Raw genomic sequence first — 14,416 nt, forward strand, 5'->3', positions numbered from 1 at the left:
GTCCCACCAGTTCACCCAGACCCGGGAGTCCTCGGTGATGACGAACGCGTAGGGGCGGGTGAAGGCGTTCGGGTCGTCCTTCATGGTGGTGACGCCGAGGGGACGGGAGATGGTGTGGTTCGGCGGCGTTCCCTGGTCGCTCCAGTGCCACTTGGAGCCGTCCCGCTCCAGTGCCACTTGGAGCCGTCCCACCAGTTCACCCAGAGCCGGAAGTCGTCGGTGATGACGAACGCGTACGGGCGCTGCGCCGCGTTCGGGTTGTCCTGAACGGAGACGACTCCGACGCCCTCACGGACCAGACGCCCGCTCGGCGCGCCTCCCACCAGTTGACGTGCAGCTTCGAGTCGTCGGTGACGACGAACGCGTAGGGCCGCTGCTGGGCGTTCGGACCGTCCTGGACCGTGATGGCCCCGACCTTCTCGATGACCGTGCGCCCGGCCGGCGTGCCCTGGTCGCTCCAGTGCCATGCCTTGCCGTCCCACCAGTTGACGTTGCCGTCCCACCAGTTGACGTGCAGGCGTGAGTCGTAGCCGCGTACGAAGACGTACGGCCGCTGCATGGCCTGCGGGTCGTCCTTCATGGTGACGGCGCCCATCGTCGCGCGGACGCCGACTGCGGTGGTGGGGCTCTCCTGATCGTTCCAGTGCCATGAACCCATCGTGTTCCCTCCCCGGCCCGCGCCCGCGGCTGTGGCGGGCGGGGCTCGCGATCTGCTGATGCGTTCGTGCGTCACAGAACGTAGTTGCAGCGTCTCGTCACGTGAAGGGCAGCAGAGGTGTGCGGGAGGAATTGGCCTGTTCCTCATCCATGGTGGTCTCGCCGGTGGGCGCCGCGAAGGTCAGGGGGCGATGCCCACCCCGGGGACGCGGCCCCACGCCCGCTCCTGCGTCGCCGTCATCGCGGGCCAGGTGCGGCCGCCCGGGCGCGGGTTCACGCGCGAGGCGTACTCCCCCGGCACGAAGTCGGGATCGTAGAAGCACCCCGTCCCGTACGTCGCGTCGAAGGCGGGGCAGGACGCGGCGACCGAGGCCGGAGTGGGCTTCTTGCCCTTGCGGGCCCATCTGTCCAGCGCGGCGAGGGAGTTGGCGTACTCGGCGGCGCTCAGCCCGCTGTGCTCGTTCTCGCGTGTGAACGTCCGCACCAGGTGCCGGTCCCGGCCCGCTCCGCGCAGCGCGGCACCGTAGGCCGCCTCGTGCTCGACGAAGGCCGTGGGGTCGTCGATCGCGTGCAGGGTGAGCACGGGGATCGACACCTTGCCGGTGAGATCACTGTCGTACGACAAGTCGCGCGCCGCGGTGGGGTCGGCCGAGAACCGTTCCACCCCGGCGTTGAGCGCCTTGTCGTCGTGGGATCCGGTGTAGCGCACGCCCCGGTTGCCGAAGGGATTGCGCCCGCCGAGGCGCTCGTGCACGAGGTCGCGGAAGGTGAAGGTCGCGAACTTCAGGTGGGATTCCAGGGCGCGTTCGGGGATCCGGGTGACGGCGAGGATGTCGTCGAGGTTGCGCTGCTGGACGGCCGTGCGGTCCTCGGGCGCGGAGGCCAGTCCGGTGCACTCCTGAAGCCGGTCCTCGACGTCGCTGCCCTTCATGGCCGAGTCCTTCGGCAGTCCGCTCCACAGGGGGTAGGCGGGCTCGGCGGGCCGGGGGTGGTTCCGGCAGTAGTACTGGTAGACGACGCGCAGGTCGACGCGGTAGTCGTAGCCGCGCGAGCCGCCGCCGAGCACGCCGTTGGTGAGCAGCGCGCCGTCGTACGGCCGCCCGGCGCCCGAGCCGTACGTCTCAACGGCCTTGGCGGCGACGTTCCCGCCCCAGGACTGGCCGTGCAGGTAGGTCTTCCGGGGCTTGCGGAATTCGCGTACGAACAGCCGGCGCAGGCTCTCGGTGTCCGCGGCGGCCATGCGCGTGCCGTAGCCACCGCGGCGGTACGACGAGCCCGCCCAGGCGTACCCCTGGTCCACCATCACCGACCAGCGCCCGAGGTCCTCGACGCTGCGCCGGGGATCGGATTCGGCGCCCAGGTCGGGGCCGCCGTGCGCGTGCACGACCAGGGAGCCGTTCCAGTTCTTGGGGACGGCGATCGCGTAGTACGCACCGGACGAATCCCGGCCGGTGTAGCAGTCCGCCTTCGTTCCCACGCTCGCCGGGCAGTCAGCGGGCTGTGGCGCTTCCGCGTCCGCCGGGGCGGCCGACGCGGGCCCCGTCAGCCCGGCCGCGACAGCCAGGACGAGGCCGCTCGCGAGAGCGGAGGCGCGGCCCCGCCCGCCCATCATGCGTGCACGGCGCAGGCGCCACGCGGTCAGCCGATCGCCCATGAATCGTCCTTTCCCGGTACCTCCGGACACGGCCCTCGCGCGGAGGGCCGGATGCTGTGGAGGGCTAGATGCTAGGCACCGGCGCAGCGGCATTCGACAGTTGAGCGATTGCGTTCATATTGATCAGGGCACCGGCCCTGCCGCGCCCCTCGGGGGGCCGCCCGACCGCTCAGGGCGCCCCCGCGCCCACCCCCGCCAGGCGCTCCGCCAGATACCGCTGGAACTGCCACAACGGGCGCTCCAGATGGGAGAAGCGGCCGCCCGACGGCGCGGGATCGGTGGCGAGGCCGCGTTGCACACCGCGGATCGCCACCAGGTCCTCGGCCTGGATCACCTTGAACTGCTCCTTCGAGGCCGTCACGTACGCGTCGAAGTCAGGCCGCTGCCTGGCCTGTGCCGGGACCAGGACCGTGACGAGCGCGTCGTGGGTCGCCGGGCCCGTGGGGACCCAGCGCACGAAGGTCACGCTGTCGGGCAGCAGGGCCAGGACCATGTTCGGGAAGACGCCCGCCACCGTCATCCCGGAGAGCTGCCGCATGCCGAGTCCGGGGATGAGCGTGCCCACCAGGTCCATGCCGTCCGGCCCCCGCGGCATCTCCATGTCCGGGGCGAACGGGGTGTACATGCTGAACCCGCGTCCCTCGCACTCGTCGACGACGGTGTCCTTGCCGGGCAGGATCCGCTCCAGGGTGTCCGCGTGCGAACCCATGTGGTGGTAGTTCTCCGAGCCGTTCTCGAACGCGACCTTCCAGTTCGCCGGAACGCCGTCCCAGCGCTCCGTGTACGCGACGACCAGGTCCGCGAGGCGATAGGGCGCCAGGGTGGCGTCCAGGTCGGCCAGTTGCGGGCCGAGCGGCGGCGCGTCGGGGTCGCCGCTCACCATCAGCAGGCCGTGCCACACCTCCAGGCGGTACCGGGGCAGACGGCAGGCCGCGCGGTCGAAGTCGACCTTGTTCATGAGCGGGGCACCTGCCAGCCGGCCGGCGAACTCGCCGTTCAGCCGGTACGTCCAGGTGTGGTACGGGCAGGTCAGCCGCTTGAGCGAGCCCTGGTCGGGGGTCGTCTCGGCCGGCAGGACGTCCATGAAGCGGTGCCGGCACACCCGGGACAGGGCGTGCAGCTCGCCGGTCTCGTCCCGGGTGATGACGAGGGGAGTGCCGAGGACATCGGTGCGCAGGTAGTCGCCGGGGCGGGCGACCTGGTCGACATGGCCGACGCACACCCAGTCGCTGCCGAAGACGCGGTCCCTTTCCAGCCGGTGGAAGTCCTCGCTGGTGTAGGCCCGGGCGGGGAGGGTCTCGCCGCGTTCCAGGGGCAGCCCGGCGATCCGGGTCAGCTCGCCGAGCAGGGCGGGGAGGCCGCCGTCCGGCGGGCGAAATCCGTCGTGCAGGGGGGAAGGTCCGTCGTGCAGGGAGGAAGGTCCGTCGTGCGGGGAGGAAATTCCGTCGTGCAGCATGGTGCCACCGCCTTGAGTCCGGGATCTCTTCCCATGCTCGGCCGGGGGCGGCGGCGAAGGATCGACGCCCTGGACGACATTCAGGTACATCCTTCGGATTAGCCGGGCAATCCGGATGGGCGACGCAACGGATCCCGTGGGCGACGCAACGGATCCCGGTCGCGGCGCAACGGATCCCGGTCGCGGCGACGGCGGCGGAGGACGGTCGCGGATCGGGCGGAGGGGGACTCAGATCCGGCCGAGAGTGCCCCAAGATCACCCCGAACACCCCTCCCGTACAGAACATTTGAGCACACACCCCCGCACAACGGCTCCTTGACGCCGTTGATTGGTATAGGCCAATATCCACCTCGTTCGCTCCGCTTTCGCCGCGGCCGGCCGATCCGCCGAACCCGCACCCCGCTCTACCGGAGGTCCCCTCATGGCAAGCGACAGCCACCCGCGTCTCACCCGGCTGGCCAACTCCGTGCTCCAACCGGGGTTCGTGGGCACCACCGCGCCGGACTGGGTGCGCCGCAGGATCGCCGACGGGCTCGCCTCCGTCGTCCTCTTCGGGCGCAACATCGAGAGCCCCGAGCAGGTCGCCGCGCTCACCGCGGCCCTGCGCGCCGAGAACCCGGACCTGATCGTCGCCATCGACGAGGAGGCCGGCGACGTGACCCGCATCGGCGCCCGCACCGGCGCCTCCTGGCCGGGCAACCTCGCGCTCGGGGCCATCGACGACACCGACCTCACCGAGCGCGTCGCCCGTGACATCGGCCTTCACCTGCGGGCCATCGGCGTCTCGTTGGACTTCGCGCCCAGCGCCGACGTGAACTCCAACGCGATGAACCCGGTCATCGGGGTGCGTTCCTTCGGGGAGCGCACCGACGTGGTCGGGCGGCACACCGCCGCCTGGATCCGGGGGCTGCAGTCCGCCGGGGTGGCGGCCTGCGCCAAGCACTTCCCCGGCCACGGGGACACCGACGTCGACTCCCACCACGGCCTGCCCCGGTTCACGGCCGACGCCGCCGAGATCGCCCGCACCGCCCTGCCGCCGTTCGCCGCCGCGATGGACGCGGGCGTCCGCGCCGTCATGACGGCGCACATGCTGGTGCCCGCCCACGACGGCGAACTGCCCGCGACGCTCAGCTCACCGATCATCAACGGCCTGCTGCGCGAGGAACTCGGCTTCACCGGCCTGGTCGTCACCGACGGCATCGAGATGGGCGCCGTCAGCGGTCCGTACGGCATCACCGGCGCCACCGTACGGGCGGTCGCCGCCGGAGTGGACGCGGTGTGCGTCGGCGGCGAGAGCGCGGAGGAGTCCACGACCGTCGACCTCGCCGACGCACTGGTGCGCGCGGTGCTCGACGGCACGCTGCCCGAGGAGCGCCTCACCGAAGCCTCCTCCCGCGTGGGCGAGTTCGCCGCCTGGTCGGCCGCCCTCGGCCGGCGGGCCGAGCCCGGCACGGACCCGTCCGACATCGGCCTGGTCGCGGCCCGCCGCGCCGTCCGCGTCCATCGCAGCGGCAACGGCACCGACCTGCCGCTCACGGCGGACCCGCACGTCGTCGAGCTCTCCCCCACCATGAGCCTCGCCGTCGACGGGGCGACGCCGTGGGGGGTGGGCGAGCCGCTGCGCGCACTGCGCCCGGGCACCACGTCGGTGCGCATCTGCGAGGCCGAACTGACCGGCCAGGACGACCTGTTGGACCGCCTCGCCCTCGCGCCCGCGACCGGCCGGGACCTGGTCGTCGTCGTGCGCGACGCGGCCCGGCACCCGTGGATGTCCGAGGCGCTCGCGGGCCTCGTGCGGCGCCGCCCGGATGCCCTGGTGGTGGAGATGGGCGTTCCCGCGGGCGAACAGGTCGGCGCGGTCCACCTGACGACGTACGGCGCCACGCGGGTCTCCGGCATCGCCGTCGCCGAGGTGCTCGTCGGCGCCTCCTGAACGACGGGACAACACAGCGCGAAGAGCCGGGTCGGCGACACGTGAACAGCCCGGTCGACACCGCGCGAACACCCCGGGCGGCCCCCTTCCGCGGGGCCGCCCGCACCCCCCGGAATCGCCCGGCGACAGACCGTACGCAGGGGTGTGGACACCTCAACACGCCCACATCGGGCGGGGGTTGACTTCGGTCTTGGTCTAGTCCATCTTGGTTGAAACCGAAGCTGGTCTAGTCCACTGAGGGTCACGGTCGAGCACCCAGCGCCGCGATCCGTCGCCCCGATCCGCACGCCAACCACCCGCACGCACTCCGACCTCGGACAACCGGGGCACGTCGTACGCGACGCCCCCGCGACCGGACCGACCCGTCCGTCGCGGCGAGTGGCGCCCCGGTCCCCTGCCGGCCCGGCGGGCAGTGACGCCCCCGGACCGCGACGACGGCAGCACCCACGCCGTTCTCGTCGCCGCCTCGCCCGCGAGGTCTCCCCCCACGCACGGAACTGCGAGGCCGCGGTCCGTCCTGCCCTTCACCGCGCCCACCAGCACCCCTTCACCGCGTCACACCAGTCTTTTCTCACCGCGTCACACCGGCCTTTGAGGACCCCGCATGTCCACACCTCACGAGTTTCTGCACCGAGCCGCCTCGGACCGCCCGTACTTCAGCGCGGACGGCGACACGTACCTGGCACAGTTCCCGCTGAAGGAGATAGCGAAGACGCGGCCGCTGCGCGTCCTGACCGAGGAGCAGTTCGCGTCCTGGCAGACCTACGGCTACGTGGTCGTCGAGGAGGCGATACCCGCCGCGGCCGCCAAGAAGCTCCTCGACTTCACCTGGGACTTCCAGGGGCTCGACCCGTCCCGCCCCGACACCTGGTACGAGGAGCGGGAGTTCCGCACGGACCTGGAGCGGGACCTCTACATCTACGGCTTCGTGGAGGCGTACCACCACCAGCTCATCTGGGACAGCCGGCAGACGCAGCGGGTCTACGACGCGTTCGTCGACGTGTGGGACTGCGAAGAGCTGTGGGTGACGCTCGACCGGCTCAACCTCAACCCGCCGAACGTCAAGAACCGCTCCCGCTCGCTGATCGCGCCCACGGACGAGGGCTTCGACATCGAGCTGCACTGGGACGTCGACTCCACGCGCGAGGTGCTGCCGCAGCGTGTGCAGGGCATCATCGCGCTCCACGACACGCGGCACGAGCTGGGCGGATTCCAGTGCTCGCCCGAGCTGTTCCGGCAGTTCGACCGGTGGAAGCTCGACCAGCCCGCCGACCGCGATCCGGTGCGCCCGAATACCGACCGCTCCGAATTCCCCGTGGTACGCCCCGAGTTGAAGGCGGGCGACCTGCTCCTCTGGAACGGCATGCTGGCGCACGGCGTCGCCCCCAACACCTCCGACAACGGTGTCAGGGCGGTGCAGTACCTCTCCATGATGCCCGCGCTCGAATCCCACCACGTGCTGCGCAAGTCCCGCGTCGAGTCCTGGCGGAGCCTGTCGACCCCGGACTGGAACGCCACGCTCGTCGGCGACGCCACGAAGCACGAGTCGGAGCGCTACGGCACGGCCGCGCTCACCGACCTGGGCGAGAAGCTCCTCGGCCTCCGCTCCTGGCACGCCGACAACGCCTAGTGGTGAACCGGAGAACCGCCATGCGCAAGATCTGCCTGACCCTTCCCACCAACAGGGCGTGCGCCGCGATGGTCTCCGCCCTGCTCCAGGAGGCGGAGTACGCGGCCCGGACCTTCGACGTCGAAGTGCACGTGCTGATCCTGGACTCCTCCGGTCCCGACACGTTCGCCGAGCACGCCCGCGCCGCCAGTGCGGCACAGGGCACGCCGCGGATCGTGGTGCACCACCTCGACGAGGACGCACAGCGGTCCTTCCTGCGGGAGGTCGTCCACCACTCCGGCGCGCTCAAGCCGGACCTGCTGCTCGACCTCATGCTGCCCGACGCCGTGTCGTACGGCGCCTGCACCAACCGGGCCTTCCTCGTCGCCGCCGCACTCGGCTGCGAGTCGGTTCACCGCAGGGACTCCGACAGCGACTACCAGGTCCTGGACGGCGAGACCGTCTTCCCCGTCCACCACGAGCTGACATCCCTCGGCAAGCGCGCCGCCGACGCCGCCGAAGGCGTCACCGACACCGACCTCGACGCCACGCACGCCGACAAGCCGGTGACGCTCGTGGGCTCCTCGTTCATCGGTGAACTGTCCGTGGACATCGGCGAGATGCGCGAGCTCGACCGCGACGTGTACTACGACGTCGTCAGCCTGTGGGCGCCGGCGGACTGGTCCGCGGACGAGAAGCGGGACCTGGTCGACGAGTCCTTCCGCGGCGCCGGCCTCGACCCGTTCACGCGCGACGAGGCGCTCCTGACCCTCGTCGACCCCATGCGCGTCGACATGTGCAACGTCAGCTTCCACCGGGTGCACGAGCAGGTGCCGCTGCCCCCGGCGACGGACACCATCGGCAGCGACTACTTCCTGCTGCACCTCGTGTACGACGCCACGCTCCCCGGTGTCGTGCACAACCGCAACATCGTGAACTTCTACACGGGCGAGCGGCGCACCCCGGCCGGATTCGTCGCCTACCAGAACCGGTTCGTGAAGTTCTTCCTGTCGATGCTGTATCTGAACTTCGTCTACCGCGAGATGACGGAGGCCGGATCCTCGCTGCTCGACGAGCGGCACGAGGTGCGCGTGTCGCGCATCGCCGAACTCGTCCGCAGGAGCACCCAGTTGGACACGGCGGAGAACGCGGAACGGCTGCGCGTCCTCGACCGGTCCTACCGGAGGCTCGGCGGCAAGTACGCGGCGTTCGCCGAGGCCCTCCTCCCGCGGCGCGAGCGGCTGCTCGACGAGGCGCGGCAGGACATGGAGGACTTCGCGCTGCTCATCGAATGCTGGGCGGCGCTGGTCCGGGCGAGCGGATCCACCAGCCTCAGCCGGCTGCACGCGTAGCGGAACAGGGCATCCACCATGTACGACACGACCAACCTGCGGGCGGCCCTGGCGGCCGCCACGGAGGACCAGATCGTCTACGACCTTCCCGGCATCGCCGAGCGCCACGACGCGCTGGTGCGCGAACTGCCCGGAGTGTCCGTCCGGTTCGCGATGAAGGCATGTCCGGTGGACGAGGTCCTTGCCTGCCTGGCGGGGCGGGGCGCCGGCTTCGACGCGGCGAGCCCGCACGAGATCACGCAGGCCCTGGCGACCGGGGCCCCGACCGAACGGATCCACTACGGGAACACCATCAAGTCCGACCGGCACATCGCCGACGCCCACCGTCTGGGCATCCGGGACTTCGCGACGGACAGCGTGGAGGACGTGCGCGCGATCGCCCAATTCGCCCCCGGCGCCCGGGTGTTCTGCCGCCTCGCCACCGACGGCGAGGGAGCCCTGTGGGGCCTCAGCCACAAGTTCGGCTGCTCCCCGGCCGACGCCCTGCGCGTGCTCTCGACGGCGCGGACGGCGGGCCTGACGCCGTCGGGCCTGTCCGTGCACGTCGGCTCGCAGCAGATGACGGCCGAGGCATGGCGGGCCGCGTTCGACCGCATGGCCGACGTGCTGGCGGCCCTGCGGCGGCGCGGGATCCTCCTGGACCACATCAACCTGGGCGGCGGGCTGCCCGCCCTCGGCTACCGCGACCGGCACGGCAGGCCCCTGGACCCGCCCCTGGACAAGATCTTCGCCGTGATCCGGGAGGGCATGCAGCGGCTGCGGGCGGTGGCCGGGGCCCCGCTGGACTTCGTCATCGAGCCCGGCCGCTATCTGGTCGCCGACCACGGCGCCGTTCGCGCCCATGTGTCCCGGCTGTCCGCGCGCCAGCAGATCACGGGGGAACGCCAGCACTGGCTGTACCTGAGCTGCGGCAAGTTCAACGGCCTGTACGAGATGGACGCGCTCCAGTACACGCTGGTGTTCCCCGAGTACCGGGGCAGCGACTACGTACCCGCCGTCGTCGCGGGCCCCACCTGCGACAGCGACGACGCGTACAGCCACGAGGGCAGCCTGGTCCACGTGCCCCGCACGGCCGCCTCGGGCGACCCCGTCTGGATCCTGTCCGCCGGTGCCTACGCGACGAGTTACACCACCCAGGGCTTCAACGGCTTCGGCCCGCTTCCGTACACCTGGATACGCGACGAGCGCGACGCCCTGCCCGCCACCGCCCCGGGAGGGCCGCGCTAGATGACCCACGACGTGCGCGTACCGCACCTCGACGTCCGCATACGGCCCATCGCCGACGACGACTGGAGCGGCATCGCGGAGCTGGAGGCCGAGGTCTACACGGAACTCGGCCTCTCGGAGGGGCGCGCGGCGCTGGAGTCGCGGGCCCGGGCCTCGCCGAGCACCTGCTTCGTGCTCGACCCGCCGGCCGCGGGCCCCGCGGGCTATCTGCTCGCGCTGCCCTATCCGCCGTTCCAGTCACCGGACCTGGCACGACCGGAGGACACGGCCTCCCCCGCTCTCCCCTCGGCCCCCTCGGTCCGCGCGGGGAATCTGCACCTGCACGACCTCGTCGTCGCCGAGGGCTTCCGGGGGCGCGGGCTCGCCCGGCGCCTCCTGCGCCATCTGGCGACCACCGCGCGGGCGCAGACGTACGAGCGGATCTCCCTGGTCGCCGTCGCCGGGAGCGAGACCTTCTGGGCGGCGCAGGGCTACCGGGCGCACCGGGAGATCTCCCTCCCGGGCAGTTACGGCACGGACGCGGTGTACATGTCCGCGGCGGTGCCGGAAGGACGAAGAGGCTGAAGAGGCACATGCACATGTTGCTCGTTCGCGACGAGTTCCGCCGCGCACAACTGGCCATCGCGGCCCTGTTCTGCGTCCTGGGCTTCCAGTACGCCACGTGGGCGGCGCGGCTGCCCGCGCTCAAGTCCCGGCTCGATCTGACCGAGGCCGAGCTGGGGCTGCTCCTGATGGCCTGCGGCGTGGGCGCGGCGGCGTCCTTCCCGCTGGTCGCCGCGCTCAGCAAACGCTGGGGGTCACGGCGTCTCGCGCTGCTTTCGGCGCTGTTCCTCGGCGTGCTCCTGCTCGCCCTGGCCGCCGCGCCGAACTACCCGGTCGCCCTGGCCGTGATGTGCGCCGACGGCCTGGGCGTCGGGTGCCTGAACGTCGCCATGAACGCGCAGGGAGCCGCGCTGGAGTCCCGGCACGGGCGCACCGCGATGTCGCAGTTGCACGCGACGTTCAGCGCCGGATCGCTCGGCGCCGCGCTCCTCGCCTCGGGGATGAGCGCGCTCAGTTCGTCGATGGCGCTGCACTTCGGTGTCGCGACCGTGCTCATTCTGCTCCTGACGCTGTACGCGCAGCCGACGCTGCTGCCGGACGAGGGGCCCGACGCGAAGGCCGAGTCGGAGCCCGCCGAGCAGCCAGCCGACGAGCCGCTGCAGCCCGCCGAGGAACCGCTGAAGAAGAAGCGGCGCACCTGGACCGTCCCGTCCCGGGTGACCCTGTGGATGGGGGGCGCCATGGTGTTCGGCACCGTGGCGGAGGGCGCCATGAACGACTGGTCGGCGCTGTACATGAAGGAGGTCGCCGACGCGTCGGCCCGCCTGGCGCCCCTGGGCATCGCCGTCGTCTCGGTGATGATGGTCCTCGCCCGCCTCTTCGCCGACGGCTGGCGGACCAAGTGGGGCGACGGCCGCGTCGTGCGCGTCGGCGGCGTCCTGGCCGCCGCGGGCCTGGCGTTCGCGCTCCTGGCCGGCGGTGTCGTACCCGCCCTCATCGGCTTCGCCGCCATGGGCCTCGGCATCGCGGCGGTGACCCCCTGCGTGTACGTGGCCGCGGCACGGCAGGGCTCGGACGCGCTGGCCCTGGTGGCCGCCATGGGCACGACGGGTCTCCTCGCGGGGCCGCCGGTCATCGGCTTCATCGCGGCCGGCAGCAGCCTGGTCTGGGGCATGGCCGCGGTGGCGGTCTCGGCGTGCCTGGTGTCGGTGTGCGCGGTGAGGATCCGTTGGACGGGGTCGGCGCAGGTGACGGCGGAGGTCTGAGTGGCGGCGCGTGCGCTGACATCGCCTCCTCCGGTGTCAGCGCCCGACCGCGCCGGTACGCGGCGGCGTACGTCGCTTCGTCCAGGCGGCCGCGTACGGCCGCGGTGACGCGGTCGACGTCGCCGCGCTCCGCGGGCGGCAGGGGCATGCGGACGGATTGTCTGGCCGTGTGTGCCGCCCCGAGGAGGACGGCGGCGCTCTCCGGGCGGCCGGTGAGGGCGCGGGCTCCGGCCATGCCTTCCAGGGCGAGGGCCAGGGCGCGGGTGTCGCCGGTGTTCCGGGCCGCGGCCCAGCCCTCCTCGTGGAGCCGCGTCGCCTCGGCGCCGTCGCCGCGCTGTTCCGCGATGAAACCGAGTTCGGCCAGGACCAGGGCGCGCCCCGGCTCGAAGGCCATCCGGGAGAGCCACTTCAGGACGTGGCGCAAGTGGCTCTCTGCGGCGTCGAGCCGGCCTTCGCGGCGCGCGCCGAGGCCGAGCCCGACCTCGGCGCGGATCACGCCCGGCTTGAAGCTGTGTTCCGCGGCCAGGCGCATGGCCCGCTCGTGGAACCGGCGCGCCGCGTCGTGGTCGCCGGTGAGCGTGGCGGTGCTGCCGAGGCCGCAGAGCTGGTCGGCGGCCTCGGGCCACAGCCCCAGTTCCTCGGCCATGCGCAGGCCGTCCTCGTGCAGCCGGGCGGCCCGCGCGTAGTCGCCGGTCATCTGAGCGAGCCCGGCGAGGGGTTCCACGGTCAGCAACTGGCCCCACCAGTCCCCGAGTTCCGTGAAGAGGTCCGCGCTGCGCCGACCGTCGCGTGCGAGCGCGTCGAGGTCGCCGCGTACGTGCGCCTGGTTGGCGCGCACGCAGAGCGCCGCGGCGAGACCCCACCGGTCGCCGAGGACGCGGAAGCCGTCGAGGGCGTGCTCGATCAGTTCCTCGCTGGCCGCCTGGTCACCCACGCCGAACAGGGCGAAGCCGAGGAACCACTGGGCGCGGGCGCCGTCGCGCCGGTCCGCGATGTCCTTGGAGAGTTCGACGGGCCCCCGGTTCCCGTCCGTGGCGCGGGCGTCGGCGCCGGCGCCGTCACCGACGAGCACGGCGAAGCCCGCCTGCCACGCCCGGGCCTGCGCCCGCGCGGAGACGACGGTCTCAGGGGTCGCGGCGGGTCCCACGTCGCGTGCCACGGCCAGCGCGGCCTCCAGCGACCTGACGGCTTCCCTGAGCCTGCCTCGCAGGAACCAGTACCAGGCCAGCGAGTTGACCAGCCGCAGGGCGTCGTGGGCCGCGCCCTCGCGCACGGCGTCGTCCAGCGCCCGGCGGAGGTTGGCGGCCTCCGCGTCCAGGATCCGCAGCCGGCGCCGCTGGTCGTGGCCGCGCAGGTGCGGCGCGGTGCGTTCGGCGAGGGCGATGTAGTGGTCGCGGTGCCTGCGGCGCACCCGCGCCGTCTCCCCGGCCTCGTGCAGCCGGGACGTACCGTACTCCGCGACGGATTCGAGGAGCCGGTAACGGAGCCCGCCGCCGCGGTCGGCGCTCTCGGCGCTGTTCGTGCGGTCACTGCTCGCGCCACTGCTCGCGTGGTCGCCGCTCGTGCGGTCGCTGCTCGTGCGGTCGCTGCTCGTGCGGTCGCTGCTCGCGTGGTCGCTGCTCGTGCGGCCGCTGTCGACCGCGACGACCAGTGACCGGTCCACCAGGCGCGCGAGCAGGTCGAGTACGTCCTCGGGCCGCAGCCCCTCCCCCGCGCACACCTCCTCGGCCGCTCGCAGCGTGCAGCCGTCGCTGTGCACGGCGAGCCGCCGGAGCACGACCCGCTCGGGCGGGGTCAGCAGCTCCCAGCTCCAGTCGATCATCGCTCGCAGCGTCCGCTGCCGGGGCGGGGCGCCCCGGTGCCCGGTGGCGAGCAGCCGGAACCGGTCGTCGAGCCGGGCGACCAACTCCCTCGTGCCCAGGGCGCGCACCCGGGTGGCGGCCAGTTCCAGGGCCAGCGGAATCCCGTCGAGACGACGGCACACCGTCGCGACGTCCCGGGCGTTGTCCGCGTCGAGGGCGAACCCCGGGGCTGCCGCGGTGGCCCGCGCGAGGAAGAGCCGCACGGCGCTGGAGCGGGCCACGTCCTCGGGGTCGGCCTCGTCTTCCGGCCCGGGCACGTCCAGGGGTGGTACGGGCCAGATCGTCTCGCCGTGGATGCCGAGGGGTTCCTGGCTGGTGACCAGGAGGCGCAGGCCCGCGGCGCGCCGCAGCAGCACGGTGGCCAGCTCGGCGACCGCGTCGATCACGTGCTCGCAGTTGTCGAGCACCAGCAGCATCCGCTGGTCGCCCAGCGCCTCCGCGAGCCGGTCGGCGGGTGTGGAGCGGGCCCCGGCGGTGGTGGGTCCGGGGGCGCTCTCCTCGCGGATGCCGAGGGCGGTCATGACGGCTTCCGCCACCGCGTGCGGCGCGTCCGCCGGTTCCGTACGCCCCCGGGCGGCGAGTTCGACGAGCCAGGCACCGTCGGGGAAGTCACCCGCGAGCTGCCCGGCCGCGGCCAGCGCGAGCCGGGTCTTGCCCACGCCGCCGGCCCCGGTCAGGGTCAGCTCACGCGCCGCCCGGAACAGGGACTTCACCTCGGTCAAGGCGCTTTCCCTGCCGATGAGTTCGGTGAGGGGCGCGGGCAGGTTCGTGCGCGGGCGGGGGGCGAGGGGCGGGCTGCCGGGGGGCGTCGGGGACACCGGGTCCGGCCGCGCCGCGGCGGGCTGCGCCGCATCGGGC

At 72.6% G+C, this 14,416-nt stretch carries 10 protein-coding genes and 1 pseudogene; 6 read left to right on the forward strand and 5 right to left on the reverse strand.

Going from position 1 to position 14,416, the window contains the following annotated elements:
* From STRAU_RS42700 to STRAU_RS35970, 4 genes are all read right to left on the reverse strand, one after another.
* On the reverse strand, positions 1-192 hold a 192-nt coding region (locus STRAU_RS42700; protein WP_158692205.1), incomplete at its 3' end, for a hypothetical protein.
* 4 nt (positions 193-196) lie between these two features.
* The gene (locus STRAU_RS35960; RefSeq protein WP_016645310.1) at positions 197-658 is read right to left on the reverse strand and encodes a PLL family lectin; all 462 of its coding nucleotides are present in this window, start codon (positions 656-658) and stop codon (positions 197-199) included.
* Positions 659-838: 180 nt separating this feature from the next.
* Positions 839-2,269 carry a hypothetical protein gene (locus tag STRAU_RS35965; RefSeq protein WP_016645312.1) on the reverse strand — a complete coding sequence of 477 codons (1,431 nt, stop codon included), beginning with the start codon at positions 2,267-2,269 and terminating at the stop codon, positions 839-841.
* A gap of 211 nt (positions 2,270-2,480) precedes the next feature.
* On the reverse strand, positions 2,481-3,767 hold the full coding sequence (locus tag STRAU_RS35970; RefSeq protein WP_016645313.1) for an aromatic ring-hydroxylating oxygenase subunit alpha: 1,287 nt from the start codon (positions 3,765-3,767) through the stop codon (positions 2,481-2,483).
* A 421-nt stretch (positions 3,768-4,188) separates the two neighbouring features.
* On the opposite strand from STRAU_RS35970, the gene STRAU_RS35975 reads away from it, so the two are divergent.
* From STRAU_RS35975 to STRAU_RS44295, 6 genes are all read left to right on the forward strand, one after another.
* A complete protein-coding gene (locus STRAU_RS35975; protein ID WP_016645314.1) occupies positions 4,189-5,700 on the forward strand; it encodes a glycoside hydrolase family 3 protein in 1,512 nt (503 codons plus the stop codon).
* A 604-nt stretch (positions 5,701-6,304) separates the two neighbouring features.
* Positions 6,305-7,330, forward strand: a complete 1,026-nt coding sequence (locus STRAU_RS35980) for a phytanoyl-CoA dioxygenase family protein (protein ID WP_016645315.1) — start codon at positions 6,305-6,307, stop codon at positions 7,328-7,330.
* A gap of 20 nt (positions 7,331-7,350) precedes the next feature.
* On the forward strand, positions 7,351-8,661 hold the full coding sequence (locus tag STRAU_RS35985) for a DUF6271 family protein (protein ID WP_016645316.1): 1,311 nt from the start codon (positions 7,351-7,353) through the stop codon (positions 8,659-8,661).
* 18 nt (positions 8,662-8,679) lie between these two features.
* Complete coding sequence (locus tag STRAU_RS35990; RefSeq protein ID WP_016645317.1) at positions 8,680-9,888, forward strand: type III PLP-dependent enzyme; 1,209 nt, start codon at positions 8,680-8,682, stop codon at positions 9,886-9,888.
* Positions 9,889-10,452 (forward strand): GNAT family N-acetyltransferase, encoded by a 564-nt coding sequence (locus STRAU_RS35995; protein ID WP_016645318.1) that lies wholly within the window; start codon positions 9,889-9,891, stop codon positions 10,450-10,452.
* Between the two features lie 14 nt (positions 10,453-10,466).
* Positions 10,467-11,696, forward strand: a complete 1,230-nt coding sequence (locus tag STRAU_RS44295; RefSeq protein WP_052029418.1) for an MFS transporter — start codon at positions 10,467-10,469, stop codon at positions 11,694-11,696.
* A gap of 1,396 nt (positions 11,697-13,092) precedes the next feature.
* Here STRAU_RS44295 and STRAU_RS44850 read toward each other — a convergent pair.
* A pseudogene (locus STRAU_RS44850) lies at positions 13,093-14,394 on the reverse strand (ATP-binding protein); the annotation flags it as partial.
* Positions 14,395-14,416 lie beyond the last annotated feature (22 nt).

The sequence above is a fragment of the Streptomyces aurantiacus JA 4570 genome (genome assembly GCF_000414115.1).
In the GTDB taxonomy this organism is placed as follows: Bacteria; Actinomycetota; Actinomycetes; order Streptomycetales; family Streptomycetaceae; genus Streptomyces; species Streptomyces aurantiacus_A.

Coding starts and splice junctions, on each gene's coding strand:
- STRAU_RS35960 (WP_016645310.1), bottom strand. CDS start 658: ATGGGTTCATGGCACTGGAACGATCAGGAGAGCCCCACCACCGCAGTC.
- STRAU_RS35965 (WP_016645312.1), bottom strand. CDS start 2,269: ATGATGGGCGGGCGGGGCCGCGCCTCCGCTCTCGCGAGCGGCCTCGTC.
- STRAU_RS35970 (WP_016645313.1), bottom strand. CDS start 3,767: ATGCTGCACGACGGAATTTCCTCCCCGCACGACGGACCTTCCTCCCTG.
- STRAU_RS35975 (WP_016645314.1), top strand. CDS start 4,189: ATGGCAAGCGACAGCCACCCGCGTCTCACCCGGCTGGCCAACTCCGTG.
- STRAU_RS35980 (WP_016645315.1), top strand. CDS start 6,305: ATGTCCACACCTCACGAGTTTCTGCACCGAGCCGCCTCGGACCGCCCG.
- STRAU_RS35985 (WP_016645316.1), top strand. CDS start 7,351: ATGCGCAAGATCTGCCTGACCCTTCCCACCAACAGGGCGTGCGCCGCG.
- STRAU_RS35990 (WP_016645317.1), top strand. CDS start 8,680: ATGTACGACACGACCAACCTGCGGGCGGCCCTGGCGGCCGCCACGGAG.
- STRAU_RS35995 (WP_016645318.1), top strand. CDS start 9,889: ATGACCCACGACGTGCGCGTACCGCACCTCGACGTCCGCATACGGCCC.
- STRAU_RS44295 (WP_052029418.1), top strand. CDS start 10,467: ATGTTGCTCGTTCGCGACGAGTTCCGCCGCGCACAACTGGCCATCGCG.